The following is a 17,747-nucleotide window of genomic DNA, read 5'->3' as shown; positions in this document are numbered from 1 at the left end:
GAATAATACACGTGAAATGGAAGCTTTTACAGAAGAGATTAACTATCGGAAAGTAAACACGGCCCCGCTAGAGCGCATGCTGTTCCGACTTGAGGAAAAGGGGATAAGAGAAGTAGTGGGTAATGAAGCCTTTGCTGTTCTGGATCAGATTTTAGAAGAAGTAAATTTTACGCCCGAAGATCTTGATGATTATATCGAAAAGTTTTCGGATGTAATACCACTAAACCCAGCAAGTTTTTATCAGTCTAAGCCGAGTGAACGAGTAAATACTTACAAAGAATCTGTAAATGTTCCGGCAGCTAAACCTGAACCTCAGGTTAGCAATGTGAGTAACAAGTCGACGCTAAACGACCAGTTGACTTCATCACAACGCCCGGCGGTAATGGATAACCTGAGGAAGATCGCAAAGATAAAAGATCATCTTTCGATTAATCAAAAGTTCATGTTTACGAAGGTTCTATTCTATGGCGACTTTGACTCATTTAGTCGTGCAATAGATGAAATTGATCAACTCCCCGATATGAAAGCTGCAGTGAGATATCTTGAAAGACACTCTTTGAATTGGGATCAGGAGAGTAAAGAGTTCCATGAGTTTATGGAGCTGGTAGAGAAGCGTTTTAGTAGAGATGCTTGCTTCTCGACTCTTGATCTAGGGTGCATGATACTTGTCTAGGATCGGTTTTCCGCGCCAAGCATCAGGCAGTAAATGAAATTAAAGTCTTTGAAGCACCTGCATTCTGTGTGCATCCAATTTAACAAGAATAAACAAGAGCACGGTAAACGCCCATAGTGACGAACCTCCGTAGCTAAAGAATGGGAGCGGAATACCGATAACAGGGAAAAGACCAATAGTCATCCCGATGTTTACAGCAAAGTGAAAGAAGAAAATACAGGCAACGGCATATCCATAGGCTCTTGCAAAGCGGTGCTTCTGGCGTTCGGCCAGGAAGATAACACGAAAGATAAGTCCCATGAACAGTCCTATCGTGAACAAGCTTCCGATCCATCCGTGTTCTTCACCTATTGTACAAAAGATAAAGTCAGTACTTTGTTCCGGAACGAAGTCGAACTTAGTTTGTGTGCCTTCCAGAAATCCTTTCCCGAAAAAGCGACCACTGCCGATAGCGATTTTTGATTGCGTAACATTCCAACCGTAACCTAGGGGATCTGCGTCAGGATTTAACATTGACATAATCCTTTTCTGGTGGTGATCTTCAAGATGCTGGAAAATGAAATCAACACTGGTTATAATTAACGCAAGTGAGAACGCTCCAGCCGTTATAAAAATAAGGCGTTTCATTTTCTTTCTCCGATTCATGTAGATGGCAATTAGCCAGAGTACACCGATACATCCAAAAAGAATATAATTATTGGCTACAAGCAGGGTTAGAATAAAGATTGCGGCGGCGCCAATCCCCATCAAGATAAGGAAAGGAGACATACCTTCTCTATAATACACAATGGTGAAAACCAGGAATACCATTGCAGTTCCGTAGTCTTTCTGAAGAAGGATAAGTAGAATAGGCGCACCTATCAGGCCGAACAGTGTTAACTGGTTTTTTAAATTATCCATCCGGAAACCTATTGTGCCTACAAATTTGGCAACTGCAAGTGCTGTCGCAAATTTGGCAAATTCAGAAGGCTGCAGCCCGAATGATCCTACACCAAACCAGGATCTGTTACCACCCACTTCTTTTCCAATAAAAGGAACAAGCAGAAGTATAAATAGTACAAAGCCGTAAATAAAGTAAGCAAACGTTTCATAGAACTGTCGATCAATAATAAGGATCGCACTTACTATTACCAGGGCTCCTATGATGAACATTAGCTGCCTAAAGGAGTTTAAATTGGTGTCGAAGATTGTCTGGTTCTCTTCGTAAGTAACAGCATAGATATTCAACCACCCTAAAAACACAAGTGTTATGTATATGCCGATGGTGACCCAATCCAGCCGTTGTGTTTTAATACTATCTTCCTTCTTAAACGATGATGTCATTAGTCAAGAAATTTACCACGTAATACATACTCTTCAACCTGTGGCCTTTTAGTGCCACCATATAAATATTTTTCTATCATTAAACTGGCCATCGCAGCTGCCGCACGAGCACCCTGACCAGAGTATTCAACATAAACTGACACTGCAATTTTGGGATTTACCTTAGGAGCAAATGCAATAAATACTGAGTGGTCTGGTCTAGGTTCGTTCTGTACTGTTCCTGTTTTACCACACACTATTACATCTTTTAGTTTTGCTCTGAACTGTCCTGTTCCGGCTTCTACCACACGTTCCATCGCATCAACTGCTATGCGGAAATTAGCAGAGTCAATTGTAGTGTAGTGCTTTTCCTGGAATTGGGGTAATGGCTTGTTTGAGTCGCCTATCGATTTAACAAGGTGAGGCGTAATGTAATACCCTCTGTTTGCAACAGTTGCAGCAAAGTTGGCCATTTGCAGGGGAACAACAAGGTTCTCTCCTTCGCCGATGGCTATGGAATAAATGTTTGAGAATTTCCAAGGTCTTCCTCTGTAAGCTCTGTCATAAAACGCCGGACTAGGAACAAGGCCCTTCTTTTCATTTGGAAGGTCGATACCGAGCGGCTGGCCAAAGCCAAAGCTGGTCATGTGCTTATGCCATTCTTCTAGCCCTATGCGTGTATCGTCAAAAGGATTATCAGATTTGCCTTTATTCAGCATTCTTCTGAGTACATTATGGAAGTATGGATTACATGAGTTTGTGATGGCGCCACGAAGATCTTCATTGCTATGTGGCCCGTGGCAACCAATAATCGAGCGATCGCATCTTACCCTGGTATCAGGAGTGATAACTCCCTCTTGCAATGCAACCATTGCCTGTGCTATTTTAAAAATAGAACCAGGGCGATATTGGGCCATTAATGGGCGGTTGAATAACGGCTTGTTTGTGTCAGTACTGATAAGCTTGTAGTTAGCACTGTAGTTACGACCTGTTAACAATATTGGATCATACGAAGGGCCTGATACCATGGCAAGGATCTCTCCTGATTCTGGCTCAATGGCAATAATACTTCCTGACTTTCCTTTAAAGAGAAACTCGCCGTATTCCTGGAGGTCTTTATCTATGGTAGTAGTAAGGTCTTGTCCTGGAATAGAAAGCGTATCCTGCGCACCTTTGTCAAAGGAACCTTTATCATTACCGTCAACGTCGCGAAGTTTGTAGCGCACACCGTTTCTGCCGCGCAGATACTTTTCATAGTACGCTTCAATGCCAGTCTGGCCAATATAATCGCCTTGACGGTAGAAGTGTTCTTCGTCTTTCTCAAGTTTACTTTTAGAGATTTCACTTACATAGCCAAGCGCATTTGCCATTGCTTTAGTGGTGTAAGCACGGGTATTTCTGGGCTGAATGATGAAGCCAGGGAATTCATCAATATGATCCTGAATTTTTGCGAAATCCAATGTAGACAACTGACTGAGGAAGATGGTAGGCTTAACGGGAGAGTACTCTCTTCTTGCCCTGAGGTCTTTAAATAGTTTTCTTAGTTCTTCCGGTGTTTTTGAAAATACCTGGCAGAACTTAGCAGAGTCGAGGTTTTTAACCTCTTTTTTAATGATGAGCAGGTCAAACTCAGGTGTATTATAAACGAGAATTTTTCCATTTCTGTCTTTAATCAGACCACGAATGGCATAGTCTCTCACAGGGATAATGGCATTACTTGTTGCAAGCTCTAAATAACGTTTATCGAGCACCTGGATGGAAAAAAGCTTCACCAGGAATATGAGGGCTACAATGACAAAACCAATCTGAATGGCTTCTTTTCTTCCTTCGTTCATAACTGCATAACAAAAAAGTCCAGGAATAGGTCGTTGGTAAAACGAACCTTGAAAAAAATAATTTAGCGATTTCTAGCGATATCTTCCACTAGGAAATAAGTACTGTACGATCACTGTTACCGTGGTAGTGAAAAGCGTACTGGTAATGATTTTCCAAAGTGTAAACCAAAACATATCAAAACCACCAGCTTCAATATAAAAAAGTGCTGCGTGGTGAAGAAAAACCAAAGGGAAAGTATAAATAAGAAACCATTGTATTCCATTGGTAGCAATGGAAGGTGTGGCACTGCTGTCATATCCACCCTGCGGGGTTATAGCAGATAAATAATAGTTTCTAACATACATTACAAAAACACAGGCAAAAGCATGGAGGCCGAGGCTATCATAAAACATATCGATGCAAAAGCCCATTGCAAAGCCTATAAGCATAAGCAGGAGATTATTGGCATCTACAGGTAAGAAGAAGAGGTAAGCCACGTAGAGAAAGCAGAACGCTGTATCAAACAATACAATATTCTTCAGGATTAGTACCTGATACATCAGGTAGACAAAAAATGATATAACCTGTAATATATTTAATCTACTCATTTCTCCGCTTCCACAAAAGGTGATTGTAACGAATCGAGTTCGTCTTTTAGGTTACTTTTTACTACTTCTACATAAGAAAGCTTTCTGAAATCCTGTGAAAGCCTTACGGTGATGTCATAGAAGAGCGTTTCGTTTCTTTCTATTTCCTCTATTACTCCAATCATTACACCTTCAGGATATACAGCGTTGTAACCTGACGTTACAATGGTATCGCCTTTCGCTGCAGAAACGTGGGTTGGAATATATTTTAGTTTAATGTAACTGGCATCTTTACCATCCCACTGGGCTGTACCAAAATCGCCTGTCTTTTTAAGTAGAACAGAAACCTGTACATCGATGTGAAGTATAGAAGTAACTACACTAAAGTGTTTTGATACTGATTTAACTTTTCCTACTGCGCCAAGCGGACTGATTACAGCCATACCTGATCTAATGCTATCAACAGATCCTTTGTTGATTGTAAGGTAGTTTGTAAACCGATGAACCGTATTTGCTACTACTTTGGCACTTATAAAGTCGTACTGGGTGATAACTGCGGAATCCAGGAGCACCTGACTTGCTGTATCCTTTTTTGTATACATAGCCTGGTTACGCTGTTCCAGTTTGCTTCTCAGGTAAGCATTTTCTTCAGCCAGGGTACTGTTAATATTTCTGAGTAAGAAATACTCTCGTACACCTTGCGAAAAAGTATTGAGGCCGGCTATAATACTGTTTGAAGAGTTGAAGAAACTTGCGCCCTGGTATTGATTATTACTGATAATCATCCAGCCGCAAGCAACCTCCAAGATTAAAAAAGTAAAAAAGGCCCGGTAGTTGTAAAAAAATATAAAGAGCCGCTCCATGAAAAAATTAAGTCATCAAAACAGCGCGATATTTATCAATGTTTTTGAGTACAGAGCCAGTACCGCGAACAACCGCTCTTAGTGGATCTTCAGCTACGTGAATAGGAAGCTTTGTTTTAAGAGCAAGACGTTTATCAAGACCGCGTAGCAATGCGCCACCGCCAGTTAAGTAAATACCACGCTCATAAATATCAGCCGATAATTCTGGCGGAGAGGTTTCGAGTGCCTTTAGTACTGCTTCTTCGAGTTTAGAAACCGACTTGTCTAAAGCAAACGCTACTTCTGAATAAGAGATTTTTATTGTTTTAGGAATACCTGTCATCAGGTCTCTTCCGCGGATTTCATAATCTTCTGGTCCGTCATCTAACTCCGTAAGGGCGGAACCAACTTCAATTTTCACTTTCTCGGCAGAACGCTCTCCAATCAGCAAGTTGTGCTGACGTCTCATGTAATCCAGGATATCTCTGTTAAAAGTATCACCAGCCACGCGAATGGATTGATCGCAAACAATACCTGATAATGCTATTACCGCTATATCTGTAGTACCTCCTCCAATGTCAACGATCATATTACCTACCGGCATCTCAATGTCTATACCAGTTCCTATTGCGGCAGCAATAGGTTCATAGACCATGTAAACTTCTTTAGCTCCTGCATGCTCAGCTGAATCGCGCACCGCTCTTTTTTCTACCTCTGTAATTCCTGAAGGAATACAAATTACCATTCTGTATGATGGTGGGAACATGCGTTTGCCAGAGTCTATCAATTTGATAAGACCGCGGATCATCATCTCAGCAGCCTGGAAGTCTGCAATAACACCTTCCTTAAGCGGGCGAATAGTTTTAATATGCTCGTGAGTTTTCTCATGCATCTGCATGGCTTCACGGCCAATAGCCAGTACTTTGTTGTTTACCTTATCGAGAGCGATGATGGAAGGCTCGTCTACGACAATTTTATCCCGGTAAATGATAAGCGTGTTTGCTGTGCCGAGGTCCATAGCAATATCGCTTGTGAAGAAGTCAAAAAATCCCATTGAATGCGGAGGCTAAAAGTGAGTTTAAATTTTGAATGGCACGAAATTACATAAATATTGCTATCATTCGGCACTCTAATTAAGCTAAAAACTTACAAGATTACACCCTATTTAAACCCACTGTATCTACCTGCTATACAGGGTTGAAGGCGGCAGGATTGCGAGGGCTTAAGACCAAAAGTTAACCCTGAGTTAACTTTTGGTTGTCATGTGTTTTTTAGTGTTTGAAGTGACGTATCCCTGTGAAAACCATGGCCATATTGTGTTGATCGCAGAAGGAGACTGAATCACCATCTTTTACAGAGCCACCTGGTTGAATGACTGCTTCTATTCCGTGTTGGTGAGCAATTTCAACACAATCAGGAAAAGGAAAGAAGGCGTCAGAAGCCATAACTGCACCTTTTAAGCTAAAACCAAACGTCCCCGCTTTTTCGATAGCTTGCTTAAGTGCGTCTACTCTTGATGTTTGACCAACACCACTGGCCAATAGTTGTCCGTTTACTGCCAACACAATGGTATTGGACTTTGTATGCTTGCATATTTTGCTTGCGAACAAGAGAGCATCTACCTGTGATTGATCTGGAGCTTTCTTTGTTACAACTCTTAAATCTTCACGAGCGTCAGTCTTCAAATCCAGGTCTTGTTCAAGGACTCCGTTTAACAGACTCTTGAATTGTTTTACCTCGTTTACCTGTTGCTTTTGAACAAGTATCATCCTGTTCTTTTTTGACTTGAGAAGCTCAAGGGCAGCAGGGTCGTAAGAAGGTGCAATAAGTATCTCGAAGAATAGCTTGTTAATTTCTTCCGCTGCAGGAAGATCAATAGTCTTGTTGGTTGCAAGTATGCCACCAAAAGCAGAGACAGTATCTGCTGCAAAGGCTTTGAGATAAGCTTCTTTAACACTTGTTGCTGTAGCTACGCCGCATGCATTGGTATGTTTGATAATAACGAAAGCAGTATGTCCATCGAACTCTTTCAGTAGCGCTACTGCGGCATCAACGTCTACCAGGTTATTATAGGATAGCTCTTTACCATTTAGCTGATCAAATACTTTTTCAAGGTCACCAAAGAAGGTTCCTTTTTGGTGCGGGTTCTCTCCATAGCGGAGCGTTCGACCTGATTGAACACTCTTCTTAAAGACGGGTAACTGGAACTCCTGGTTGAAGTAATTAAAAATTGCTGTATCGTAATGAGAAGTTACATCAAACGCCATTGCAGCAAACTTCTTTCTGTCTTGAAGTTCAGAGGAACAATCCTTTGATTCTATCAAGTCGAGTAGTTGTCCGTATTGATTGCGCGAGGCAACGATCAGTACATCGTTGAAGTTTTTTGCTGCCCCACGAATGAGGGAGATTCCGCCTATGTCAATCTTTTCAATGATATCTTCCTCTGATCCGCCTTTAGCTACTGTTTCTTCAAAGGGATATAAGTCAACTATTACCAGGTCAATTGGCGCTATTTTGTATTCACTTGCCTGTTGCAGGTCGCCATTATCATCCCTTCTATAGAGGATGCCGCCGAAAATTGCAGGGTGTAAAGTTTTTACCCTGCCTCCGAAAATGGATGGGAAACCTGTAAGCTTCTCAACAGGAGTAACAGTATATCCTAGCTTTTCTATGAACTCCTGCGTGCCCCCTGTTGAAACGAATTCAACGCCGGATTTAGCAAGTTTGTGAATAATAGGTTCGAGGTTGTCTTTGTAAAAAACAGAAATAAGGGCACGTGAAATTTTACGAGTTGCCATAAAAGGTTTAGGTGAATTATTAAAACGAAAGTTAATTACCCTGCCTGGTAATCATTTTCCTCATACTGCTCGAATTCAATTGTAAACTCGTCAGCATCCATATAAGCAGGGAATCTGTCTCTAAAGGCGTCAAGTGAATTTGCATTAAGCTCTATTGTCTTAGTGGTTTCGTCGCCCTCGGTAGAGAAGATCGCTTCTCCTTTGGGGCTGATAATAGCGGAGTTGCCATTATGTTCTATGCCTGAGCCATCTATGCCAATTCGGTTAACACCCACTACATAACTTAAATTTTCTATGGCACGAGCACGAAGCAGGGTATTCCAGGCGTCTATTCTTGCAGTGGGCCAGTTGGCTACATATATACAGAGATCGTAGTTTAATTTCCGGGCGTTGAAATCCCACTTGTTACGGCTCCATACAGGGAAGCGAAGATCGTAACATACCAGCGGGCAAATTCTCCAACCCTTCCAGGTGCCGATGAGCAGGCTTTCTCCCGGAGAGTATGTTTTATGTTCATTCGCCATTCTAAACAGATGGCGTTTATCATACGTCTTGAAATTGCCGCCTGGCTCCATCCATAAAAGCCGATTGTAATACCTTTCATGAACGGTGACTATATAACTACCCAAGATGAGGGCGCCTGTCTGATCGGCCATCTGCTTCATCCATTTAAACGTGCGCATGTTCATGTGCTCGGCCAGCTTGTGTGCTGACATGGTGAAACCGGTGGTAAACATCTCAGGCAATACAATAACATCCGTGGTGTTTCCTATCCGCCAGATTTTTTCCTCAAACATTGCCAGGTTGGCTTCGATGTCCTCCCAATGCAAATCGGATTGGATAAGCGTAATTTTTAAGTCCTGCATGGCCTATGTAGTGGTTTGAACCCGCAAAGAAACGGAATGGAGGAGTAAAAAGCACGATTAAAATGGTTTTATATTCCTTTTTATATCAATAAAATAGCGGACCGCGAGCGGCATAAACTTATGCCTCAAGGTTTTAGGTTTCTTCCTGATAGGCCCTTAGCCGTTAACCGCAACATCGGATTAACTACACCTGTCATTCTATTATTCTAATTGCGGTGGTGATTTTCTAGCAAGTAGCGGTAAGCTTATGTATGGCTTGTAAATTCATGCTGCCAGCACCGTGCGTGCGGTATGCGTACAGTATGTGTACGTAAAAGGAGCCCGTTTCTCGCAGACATACCGCACGCATAGTGCCGGCAGAGCGCTGGCATCGTATATTTTGAAGCTTAAGACCTCGATATTGCTAATCGATTGGGAGGATGGCTGCTTTTGTTAAAAGGCCTATGTTAGTGAGAAAAACTGAGCACTTTCTACAGTCGGAGGAAGTAAAGGAGTTCTAATTTACAAAAAATCAGATTGATCTTAAAATAGTGGCAGCCTTTTCGAGGGTAGACTCCTTTTTTGCAAAACAAAACCTTAAAAGCTTATTATCGGTTTCGTTTTTATAAAAAACTGAAACCGGAATAGAGGCAACTTTAAATTTTTTAGTCAGTTCTTCTGCCATCTCTACATCCCCTTTTTGTGAGATGTTTTTATAGGAGAGCAATTGAAAGTAAGAACCGTAAGAAGGAAGAGGTTCAAAGGACGAGCCCTTAATCTGCTGAAGAAAGAAGTCCCTTTTTTCCTGATAAAACTTCCCGAGATGGAGATAATGACCTTCTTCGTTCATGTATTCTGCCAAAGCCATCTGTACGGGAGTATTTACACTAAATACAATGAACTGGTGTGCCCGACGTACTTCTTTTGATAAGTATGCGGGTGCTATTACATAGCCACATTTCCATCCTGTAGCATGAAATGTTTTTCCGAAAGAGAAGACTGCGAGACTATGCCCGGCCAGCGCTGGTCTGGTTAATACACTTTGGTGTTTCGTGTTATCGTAGATGAGTCTTTCGTACACCTCATCACTTATAACGAGAATGTTGTGCTCTAATACGATCTTTTCTAGTTCAATAAGGTCCGCTTCCTTTAGTACTGTTCCTGTCGGGTTATGAGGAGTGTTTATGATGATGGCACGGGTGCGCTTAGTAATCTTATTCCGAACCCGATCCCAATCAATTGAAAAGTCGGGGTAGTTAAGATCTATATGAACAGGAACACCACCATTTAATCGAATTGAGGGGTCATATGAATCATAAGCAGTATCAAAAACAATAACTTCGTCTCCTGAGCCTACAAATGCTGCAATAACCGAAAACAATCCTTCTGTTGCACCTGCTGTTACTGTTACATCTGTTTCCAGGTCAACTTTAACTTTATATGTTTTAAAGATCACGCTAGCTATTCTCTCCCGTAATGAAGGTGAACCAGGCATAGGGGCGTACTGGTTGTTTCCCTGCAACATGTATTTATTAACAAGTTGTATTATTTTCTCGTCGATGCTAAAATCAGGAAAACCTTGAGAAAGATTTATGGCTCCGTGTTCAAGAGCCATTTTAGACATTACGGAGAATATGGAAGTACCTACGTCTGGTAAGCGAGATTGAACTGACACCATACAATACAGGTATTACTATCGCTTAACGGGGGCTATAATACGATATTCTGTATCTACCTTGCCTTTTGAGATGTCGGCTAGTTTACTTTTTAACAAGCGCTTTTTAAGCGGCGTGAGGTAATCAACAAACATTTTTCCTTCTATGTGGTCGTACTCGTGTTGGATAATACGCGCCTGCATTCCGTCAAAAGTATCCTCATGAAGATTCCAATCCTCATCGTAGTAACGGATCTTTAATTTCTCTTTACGGCTGATCTTCTCGCGAATATTCGGGATGCTCAAACATCCTTCTTCAAAATCCCATGGTGTACCTGTTTCTTCCAGGATTTGCGGATTAATAAATGCTTTCTTGAAGTTTTCCATTCCTGGTTCTTCTTCCAGGCTGGATCCATCAACAACAAATAAGCGAATACCCTTGCCAATCTGAGGAGCTGCAAGGCCAATTCCATTGGCGGCATGCATTGTTTCCATCATATCGGCAATAAGTTGTTTAATATCAGTTCCCTGTTCGATATCTTTTCCCCGTTGTCTAAGAACAGGGTCACCATACATAACTATCGGATAAATCATTTCGCAAATTTATAAGTTATAGGCAATCCTTAAATATCAGGCCTATTATTAAGGTTATCTTATGTTTTCGTTAGCGCTTTTAAACCAATAACAATACGACGGGGAGGAATAGTTTTGCGTCTTTAGAAATTGGCAATTTATGGTTTGAAAGCACTCATAAAGGATTGAAGAATAATGGCGGCGCTAACTTTATCTACGTTACCTTTTACCTGCCTGTCTTTCTTCTTCATACCACCATCAATAAGTGCGCGTTGTGCCATTGAGCTTGTAAACCGCTCGTCAGCAAGGTTAACGGGCTTATCAGGAAAGGTGGCTTTTAGTTGTTCAACAAATTTTCTTACAAGTGGGGCTATTTCAGAATCTTCATTCTTTAATGTTTTAGGCATTCCCACTACAAATTCATCTACCTGTTCCTTTGTTAGGTAAGCTTTAAGATAGGTAAGCAAGTTGTCGCTGGGAACAGTTTCAAGAGGTGAGGCTATGATACGCAGCGGATCAGTAACGGCAATTCCGGTTCTTTTAATTCCGTAGTCAATTGCCAGAATGCGGCCCATTAAATAGTAAAGAGATTAGTTGAATTTAGATTTCTCAAAGAAGGCCGCTCTAACTTTATTTTCGATTGCCATTGCTTTCGGGAAAAGGACCTCGTTTTCGATGCGGGCATGTGTGATAAGGCTTTGTTCGAAACCTTTTAACTCGTTATACATGACCTTAACATGCAGGGGTGTATTGGTGGCAACCTTATAATCTTTTGTGATCTTGCGAATACCCTCCATTTCATCGTCATGTACTTCGTGGTCCATCGCGAATTTCCTGATGGAGTTCTTTTCCATCAGATAAAATAATTTTCCTGGTGAAAACTCGCCTTTTGAGGCCTTTTCAAGTGCCTGAATGTAATGGAATAGGGTATCTTCCTCTTCGTAGATGTGTTCAATGAAATCTTCAACAAAAAGAGGAAACACGAGTTTGAGATCTCGTTCTATAATTAAGTAATCTTCGTGGTTCGCCTTAAAGCTTTCCACCAACCTCGCTATATAAGGTAGCTTATGTTTAATAAAAAGGAAATGCGAGTGCTTAAGATATTGTATTATAAGATCGACAGGGTAGCTTACCAGCGGCAGTTCAGCCTCTTTAAGGTAGGTAGGGGATTCAAGTTCTTTAATAACCTGTTCTGTTTTTAATCCCTTTTGCTTGCAAACCTGCTCTAGTGTTAATTCGAAGTATTCGTAGAATCGTATCCCAAAATAAAAAAGAACATAGCCATTAACGTAGTTTTGATCTACCAGCTCCGCAATTCTTGTATCTTTTAAGGAAACTCTACTCATTCTTGTAAATATAAAAATTACCTTTTGGAAAATGTCAATAAAATCGTCTAAAGAATTGTTACTACTTGAGATAATTTTGTGTTAGGTAATCAGAACAACCGCAACAAAGTATAGGTTTAGGAATCTAAATGAATTTTCTTAAAAATGCGATCCAACAATTAATTTTAAAGTTCGTTTAAATCTTTTATTTCATATTTTTTTATGAGTCAAAATCAGAGTAAGTACCAGGTGAAACTTCCAATAGTTTTATGCTTAGGTCTTGCTGCCGGTATTTTCGTAGGTGCAACATTTAGTACCGGCAAAAGATCTACAGATGTTAATAAGGACATTCAAAAATTCAGGGAGGTTTTAACTCAAATAAATGAAGAGTACGTTGATACAGTTAATACAACCAGACTTGTTGATGATGCCATCCAGCACATCTTGCACAAATTAGATCCGCACTCATCCTATATTTCTGCGGCTGATCGCAATGTTGCCAATGAAGATTTAAGAGGCAATTTTGATGGTATCGGTATTGAATTCAATATTTTTAACGATACCATTGTAGTAGTGACACCGTTAAGCGGCGGTCCATCGGAAGCCTTGGGAATTATTTCGGGGGATAAAATTGTAAAGGTAGACGACAAGAACGTGGCGGGTATCGGCATTACCACAACTGCTGTAACCAAAGCGCTGAAAGGCCCTAGAGGAACTGAGGTGAAGGTAACGATCCTTCGAGGAGACAAAGAAGTTGATTACAACATTGTGCGTGATAAGATACCCCAATATTCAGTAGATGTAGCGTACATGGTGGATAAAGAAACCGGCTATATTAAGGTGAATCGGTTTTCTGCTACTACTTATGAAGAGTTTAAAGCTTCTTTAAATGAGTTAAAAGGCAAAGGTATGCAACGTCTGATTCTAGACTTGCAGGGAAATCCCGGAGGATACATGAACATGGCCATTGAAATGGCAGATGAGTTTCTATCTGCCGGTAAAAAGATTGTATCCCAAAAAGGAAAGGAACGGAAATATAATGCTGAGGCCTCTTCTACTAGCAAAGGCGATTTTGAAAAGGGAGATATTATTGTGCTTGTAAATGAGGGTAGTGCTTCTGCTTCTGAAATTTTAGCAGGTGCCCTTCAGGATAACGACCGGGCTTTGATTGTTGGTCGCAGAAGTTTTGGTAAGGGGTTGGTTCAATCTCCTTTTGACCTAAGCGACGGCTCTGAGCTACGACTGACGATTTCAAGGTACTACACCCCAAGCGGTAGATCAATTCAAAAACCTTACGAAGATGGTGAGGAATATTCAAGAGATATCATAAGCCGGTATAATCATGGAGAGTTCTTCCATGCCGATAGCATCAAGTTTAACGATTCGCTGAAGTATATTACACTCAACGGACGTACTGTTTACGGCGGCGGAGGAATTATGCCAGATTATTTTGTCCCGCTCGATACCACATTAAACAGCCATTATTTAAATGAGCTTTATACATCCACGTCTATCCAGGAGTATTCATTTAATTATGCCGAAACAAATAAAAGCGAATTGGAAGCGAAAGGCTTTGATGAGTTCTTTGAAAAGTTTGTTGTAAATGACGCTATGTTGACTGCCTTAGCAAAGGTTGGTGAAAAGAATAAAGTAAAAGCAGACTACCAGGAGTTAAAAGAGAAGAAGAAGTTATTCCAGATTCATGTCAAATCGCAAATAGCGAGAAGACTTTGGGGTAACAAAGGTTTCTATCCTGTTTTTAATGAAACCAATGAGGTTTTCCTGAATGCGACAAAGCTCTTCGACCGTGTTCCGGAAACCAACAGAAACAAAATGTAATACATAAAACCCGAGGTTGATCTTCGGGTTTTTTATTATAGAAATGGTTCAGAAAACGAATGCATAAAGAGTTTTCTTATTTTTGGTAAGACTAAACAATCCATTTATGTACTACCATAGGCTTGGAAAGATACCACCAAAAAGACATACACAATTCAGGCAACCTGACGGGTCTCTATATAAAGAAGAGGTAGTAAGCTCCGAAGGCTTTTCTGGCATTTATTCTATTTTATATCATATCAATCCTCCTACAAGGATTAAAATGCTTAAAGACCCGGTGAAATATGGTCCTAAAAAAATAGAGGACTATGGTTTAAGACAGACCCACTTAAATACTTCAAAAGTGCTGACTACAGGAGAAGATTACCTGGACGCCCGTAAAGTATTATTGATGAATAATGATTGCGCCATCTCTATTTGTTCTCCCAAGCAGCGTAAGATGAACTACTTCTATAAAAATGCTGAGGGTGATGAAGTATTATTTATACATGACGGAGAAGGCGTGCTTATTTCTCAATTTGGTAAGCTGGAGATCAAGAAAGGTGATTATGTAGTTATTCCACGCACTGTTGTATATAAGCTTGAGTTCTCTGAAGGCCCTCTTCGCCTTATGATCATTGAATCGGCTTCACCGGTTGAAACAGTTAAAAGATACCGAAATCAGCTCGGCCAATTGCTTGAGCATTCTCCTTATTGTGAAAGAGATATTCGACCACCACAAGAGTTGTTTACCGATGAAACAAAAGGAGAGTTTTTGGTTAAGATTAAAAAACAAGGCTACCTTCATCAGTATGTATATGATTACAGCCCTCTGGATCTAGTAGGATGGGATGGCTTTTTGTGGCCGTATGCTTTTTCAATAAATGATTTCGAGCCTATTACAGGTAGAATACATCAGCCACCGCCAGTGCATCAAACATTCCAGGGACACAATTTTGTTATTTGTTCATTTGTACCCAGGTTGTTTGATTACCACCCTCTTTCAATACCCGCACCTTACAATCACAGTAATATAGATAGTGATGAACTGTTGTATTATGCAGAAGGTAATTTTATGAGTCGCCGGGGTATTGAGCGAGGATCGTTTACGTTGCATCCTGGCGGATTACCACATGGGCCACATCCTGGTACGGTCGAAAAGAGTATTGGAGCAAAAGAAACGCATGAACTTGCTGTAATGGTTGATACCTTTAGGCCTTTGTATCTTACAACAGATGCGTTAGACTTTGTTGACAATAATTATCCTATGAGCTGGACCGATAACGGACATGCGCAGTTTAATGAAATACAAACTCCATAGTGAGATTGGTTGTAGGACGAATTAGTGTACCGCTTAATTATGTAAGGAATTATCAACTTTAGAGAAAGTTTGCTTACAATTGCCCAGCGTAAAAAATTACTATGAGCATAATTTCTGAGTCTATACAAATTCGTTGGGCTGATATTGATGCAAACCGGCATCTCCGTCATTCCGTTTACTATGATTACGGTGCATCAATGCGCCTTAAGGTTCTTAGTGAAAGGGGACTTACCACACATAAATTGGAAGAGTTTATGATAGGTCCTGTGTTGTTTCGTGAAGAAGCCGTGTTCAGAAGAGAAATTCTTTTTGAAGATCAGATTGTTTTGACTGTTGAGCTGGTAAAAGCCAGCGAGGATTTCGGAAGGTGGAGTCTTCGCCATCACTTCATGAAAAATGGTGATACGGTAGCGGCAATTGTAAATGTGGACGGTGCATGGATTGACCTCAAGCAAAGAAAACTTGCAAAGCCTAATGACTTTATAAAAAATATTTTTGATGGCTTTCCGAAAGCCCAGGATTTTCAATGGGTAAGGCCTGAACAAAAGGCTTAATAGTAGCAGCACTACAAATGATAGTTAATAAAAGACTTGATTATTTATCAATATTCAAGTCTTTGACCTGCTATTCCATAATCCACTTTTCAATTACTTTGGGATAGTACTCGTATTCCAATTTATGAACACATTCGGCAATGGCTTGAGGTGTATAATTAGTCTCTACAGAACATCTTGCCTGAAACAGAATTTTACCTTCATCATAGTGTTCATTCACTAAGTGAATTGTTATACCTGTTTCTACATCACCTGAAATCTTTACAGCTTCGTGTACTCTCATTCCATACATGCCTTTGCCACCATGTTTGGGTAAAAGTGCAGGGTGTATGTTAATGATTTTATTGGGGAAGTGCTTGATAAGATTATCGGGTATTAGCCAGAGAAATCCTGCCAAAACAATGTGTGTTACGTCATATTGCTTGAGCCATTCTAGCACAACAGAATCTTTAAACTCAGCTTTGGTAAATGCTCTGTGAGTAATGCCGTGTTTTTTGGCCCTTTCTAAAACAAAAGCATTTACATTATTACTTAAAACTAAGATCACTTCAATTGAAGCGTGGTTGCGGAAATATTTTATAATTTCTTCTGCATTTGTTCCATTACCAGAAGCCAGAATTGCAATACGTGATTTCTTCATTGGAGTTGGTAGCCGCTTTAAAATTCCTGCAAAAGAACACAAAGAATTTTACATTCTCACAAAGGCGAGACTGAGAATGCCAAGTAACATAATAACCTTACAAAAGCTGCTAAGCCATGCAAAGTCTTTTTTGGTATCGGCCTTAACGAGCCTTATTACGAGAAATACTAATGGAGGAAAAAGGAAGGTGAGGAAGTAGTATTCAGGGAGCTTACTTAAGAATAAGCTTAAAAGGAAAGCTATGAGAGAGAAGACTACGATAATTCCGTAAATCATTTGCTTGGTCTTTCTCAACCCCCAAACTATAGGAAGCGTTTTGCAGCCAAATGTATGGTCACCTTTCAGATCTTCCATATCCTTGATAATCTCCCTTACCAGCGTAATAAAGAAAGCAAAGGTGGCGTAGATAATGATTAGAATATTACCTGTTTGATAAATGGCGTCAACGATAATAATAGAAATGCCTGTCATAAGTGCTACTACTACGTTTCCAATAAATGGTTGGCGTTTTAAATCATTGGAGTACCACCAGAGAAGAAAAGCAGAAGCAAAATTGATGGCTCCGATTCGCCAGTTTAACACAAGACCTAACAAAACACCGATAACGGACAAAAGTGTATGTAGCAGAATTGCATACCTCCTTGTAATACCTTTTCCAATTATAACGCGGTCTGGCTTATTAACAAGATCGATCTTTATATCGTAATAATCATTGATAATGTACCCTGCTGCAGCAATGAGCACGGTTGACAAGCTGAGAACAAACAGGCGCCAATCCCAAATTGCTTGGTTATCAACAAGTGTGGCAGCTATAAAGTATTGAGATAAAGCGATAATAAGCAGATTCCAGACCCTTGTAAGACGGATCAGGGATGTAATAAAGCGCTTTGTGCGGTAAGAGGTGCTCATTATTCTTTCGAAGGTAAAAATAACGAGCACTTCTAATTAAATTGTGAGGATGAGATTAAGTTTTAGAATTTCTTTCTGCTAAACGGATAAT

The 17,747-nt window shown here is 40.4% G+C and carries 17 protein-coding genes; 4 read left to right on the top strand and 13 right to left on the bottom strand.

Going from position 1 to position 17,747, the window contains the following annotated elements:
- A partial coding sequence (locus KK060_RS07015; protein ID WP_496196138.1) for a DUF8457 domain-containing protein occupies window positions 1-673 on the top strand: 673 nt, incomplete at its 5' end.
- 39 nt (window positions 674-712) lie between these two features.
- On the opposite strand, the gene rodA is transcribed toward KK060_RS07015, so the two are convergent.
- The 11 genes from rodA to KK060_RS06960 form a co-directional block, all read right to left on the bottom strand.
- On the bottom strand, window positions 713-1,996 hold the full coding sequence (rodA, locus tag KK060_RS07010; RefSeq protein WP_254152994.1) for a rod shape-determining protein RodA: 1,284 nt from the start codon (window positions 1,994-1,996) through the stop codon (window positions 713-715).
- On the bottom strand, window positions 1,996-3,810 hold the full coding sequence (mrdA, locus tag KK060_RS07005) for a penicillin-binding protein 2 (RefSeq protein ID WP_254152993.1): 1,815 nt from the start codon (window positions 3,808-3,810) through the stop codon (window positions 1,996-1,998). Before mrdA ends, rodA begins: the two co-directional genes overlap by 1 nt.
- Before the next feature lie 72 nt (window positions 3,811-3,882).
- Window positions 3,883-4,398, bottom strand: a complete 516-nt coding sequence (locus KK060_RS07000; protein ID WP_254152992.1) for a Rod shape-determining protein MreD — start codon at window positions 4,396-4,398, stop codon at window positions 3,883-3,885.
- Window positions 4,395-5,240, bottom strand: a complete 846-nt coding sequence (mreC, locus tag KK060_RS06995) for a rod shape-determining protein MreC (RefSeq protein ID WP_302180021.1) — start codon at window positions 5,238-5,240, stop codon at window positions 4,395-4,397. Before mreC ends, KK060_RS07000 begins: the two co-directional genes overlap by 4 nt.
- Before the next feature lie 7 nt (window positions 5,241-5,247).
- Entirely contained in the window at window positions 5,248-6,273 is a 1,026-nt protein-coding gene (locus KK060_RS06990; RefSeq protein WP_254152990.1) for a rod shape-determining protein, read from the bottom strand.
- A 217-nt stretch (window positions 6,274-6,490) separates the two neighbouring features.
- Complete coding sequence (gene purH, locus KK060_RS06985; RefSeq protein WP_254152989.1) at window positions 6,491-8,017, bottom strand: bifunctional phosphoribosylaminoimidazolecarboxamide formyltransferase/IMP cyclohydrolase; 1,527 nt, start codon at window positions 8,015-8,017, stop codon at window positions 6,491-6,493.
- Between the two features lie 35 nt (window positions 8,018-8,052).
- Window positions 8,053-8,883: an amidohydrolase gene (locus tag KK060_RS06980; protein ID WP_254152988.1), complete on the bottom strand. Its 831-nt coding sequence runs from the start codon at window positions 8,881-8,883 to the stop codon at window positions 8,053-8,055.
- 511 nt (window positions 8,884-9,394) lie between these two features.
- The gene (locus KK060_RS06975; RefSeq protein ID WP_254152987.1) at window positions 9,395-10,540 is read right to left on the bottom strand and encodes a methionine aminotransferase; all 1,146 of its coding nucleotides are present in this window, start codon (window positions 10,538-10,540) and stop codon (window positions 9,395-9,397) included.
- A gap of 15 nt (window positions 10,541-10,555) precedes the next feature.
- A complete protein-coding gene (gene def, locus KK060_RS06970; protein ID WP_254152986.1) occupies window positions 10,556-11,110 on the bottom strand; it encodes a peptide deformylase in 555 nt (184 codons plus the stop codon).
- Window positions 11,111-11,247: 137 nt separating this feature from the next.
- Window positions 11,248-11,664 (bottom strand): Holliday junction resolvase RuvX, encoded by a 417-nt coding sequence (gene ruvX / locus KK060_RS06965; RefSeq protein ID WP_254152985.1) that lies wholly within the window; start codon window positions 11,662-11,664, stop codon window positions 11,248-11,250.
- A gap of 15 nt (window positions 11,665-11,679) precedes the next feature.
- Window positions 11,680-12,435, bottom strand: a complete 756-nt coding sequence (locus KK060_RS06960; RefSeq protein ID WP_254152984.1) for a hemerythrin domain-containing protein — start codon at window positions 12,433-12,435, stop codon at window positions 11,680-11,682.
- Between the two features lie 201 nt (window positions 12,436-12,636).
- On the opposite strand from KK060_RS06960, the gene KK060_RS06955 reads away from it, so the two are divergent.
- The 3 genes from KK060_RS06955 to KK060_RS06945 all read left to right on the top strand — a co-directional run bounded on the left by KK060_RS06955 (window position 12,637) and on the right by KK060_RS06945 (window position 16,107).
- A complete protein-coding gene (locus KK060_RS06955) occupies window positions 12,637-14,253 on the top strand; it encodes a S41 family peptidase (RefSeq protein ID WP_254152983.1) in 1,617 nt (538 codons plus the stop codon).
- Window positions 14,254-14,359: 106 nt separating this feature from the next.
- Window positions 14,360-15,553 (top strand): homogentisate 1,2-dioxygenase, encoded by a 1,194-nt coding sequence (locus KK060_RS06950; RefSeq protein WP_254152982.1) that lies wholly within the window; start codon window positions 14,360-14,362, stop codon window positions 15,551-15,553.
- A gap of 101 nt (window positions 15,554-15,654) precedes the next feature.
- Window positions 15,655-16,107 (top strand): acyl-CoA thioesterase, encoded by a 453-nt coding sequence (locus tag KK060_RS06945; protein ID WP_254152981.1) that lies wholly within the window; start codon window positions 15,655-15,657, stop codon window positions 16,105-16,107.
- A gap of 70 nt (window positions 16,108-16,177) precedes the next feature.
- Here KK060_RS06945 and purN read toward each other — a convergent pair whose 3' ends face one another.
- Both purN and KK060_RS06935 read right to left on the bottom strand, forming a co-directional pair.
- Window positions 16,178-16,747, bottom strand: a complete 570-nt coding sequence (gene purN / locus KK060_RS06940; protein WP_254152980.1) for a phosphoribosylglycinamide formyltransferase — start codon at window positions 16,745-16,747, stop codon at window positions 16,178-16,180.
- Between the two features lie 48 nt (window positions 16,748-16,795).
- The gene (locus KK060_RS06935) at window positions 16,796-17,656 is read right to left on the bottom strand and encodes a geranylgeranylglycerol-phosphate geranylgeranyltransferase (RefSeq protein WP_254152979.1); all 861 of its coding nucleotides are present in this window, start codon (window positions 17,654-17,656) and stop codon (window positions 16,796-16,798) included.
- Window positions 17,657-17,747 lie beyond the last annotated feature (91 nt).

This window comes from Chryseosolibacter indicum (assembly GCF_018598585.1).
GTDB classification, from domain to species: domain Bacteria; phylum Bacteroidota; class Bacteroidia; order Cytophagales; family Cyclobacteriaceae; genus Chryseosolibacter; species Chryseosolibacter indicus.
Note: the sequence above shows the minus strand (reverse complement) of the source record. Positions and strands in the feature narration are given on the sequence as shown.

Coding starts and splice junctions, on each gene's coding strand:
- purN (WP_254152980.1), bottom strand. CDS start 16,747: ATGAAGAAATCACGTATTGCAATTCTGGCTTCTGGTAATGGAACAAAT.
- KK060_RS07000 (WP_254152992.1), bottom strand. CDS start 4,398: ATGAGTAGATTAAATATATTACAGGTTATATCATTTTTTGTCTACCTG.
- KK060_RS06960 (WP_254152984.1), bottom strand. CDS start 12,435: ATGAGTAGAGTTTCCTTAAAAGATACAAGAATTGCGGAGCTGGTAGAT.
- def (WP_254152986.1), bottom strand. CDS start 11,110: ATGATTTATCCGATAGTTATGTATGGTGACCCTGTTCTTAGACAACGG.
- KK060_RS06975 (WP_254152987.1), bottom strand. CDS start 10,540: ATGGTGTCAGTTCAATCTCGCTTACCAGACGTAGGTACTTCCATATTC.
- ruvX (WP_254152985.1), bottom strand. CDS start 11,664: ATGGGCCGCATTCTGGCAATTGACTACGGAATTAAAAGAACCGGAATT.
- KK060_RS06955 (WP_254152983.1), top strand. CDS start 12,637: ATGAGTCAAAATCAGAGTAAGTACCAGGTGAAACTTCCAATAGTTTTA.
- mrdA (WP_254152993.1), bottom strand. CDS start 3,810: ATGAACGAAGGAAGAAAAGAAGCCATTCAGATTGGTTTTGTCATTGTA.
- purH (WP_254152989.1), bottom strand. CDS start 8,017: ATGGCAACTCGTAAAATTTCACGTGCCCTTATTTCTGTTTTTTACAAA.
- KK060_RS06935 (WP_254152979.1), bottom strand. CDS start 17,656: ATGAGCACCTCTTACCGCACAAAGCGCTTTATTACATCCCTGATCCGT.
- KK060_RS06980 (WP_254152988.1), bottom strand. CDS start 8,883: ATGCAGGACTTAAAAATTACGCTTATCCAATCCGATTTGCATTGGGAG.
- rodA (WP_254152994.1), bottom strand. CDS start 1,996: ATGACATCATCGTTTAAGAAGGAAGATAGTATTAAAACACAACGGCTG.
- KK060_RS06950 (WP_254152982.1), top strand. CDS start 14,360: ATGTACTACCATAGGCTTGGAAAGATACCACCAAAAAGACATACACAA.
- KK060_RS06945 (WP_254152981.1), top strand. CDS start 15,655: ATGAGCATAATTTCTGAGTCTATACAAATTCGTTGGGCTGATATTGAT.
- mreC (WP_302180021.1), bottom strand. CDS start 5,240: ATGGAGCGGCTCTTTATATTTTTTTACAACTACCGGGCCTTTTTTACT.
- KK060_RS06990 (WP_254152990.1), bottom strand. CDS start 6,273: ATGGGATTTTTTGACTTCTTCACAAGCGATATTGCTATGGACCTCGGC.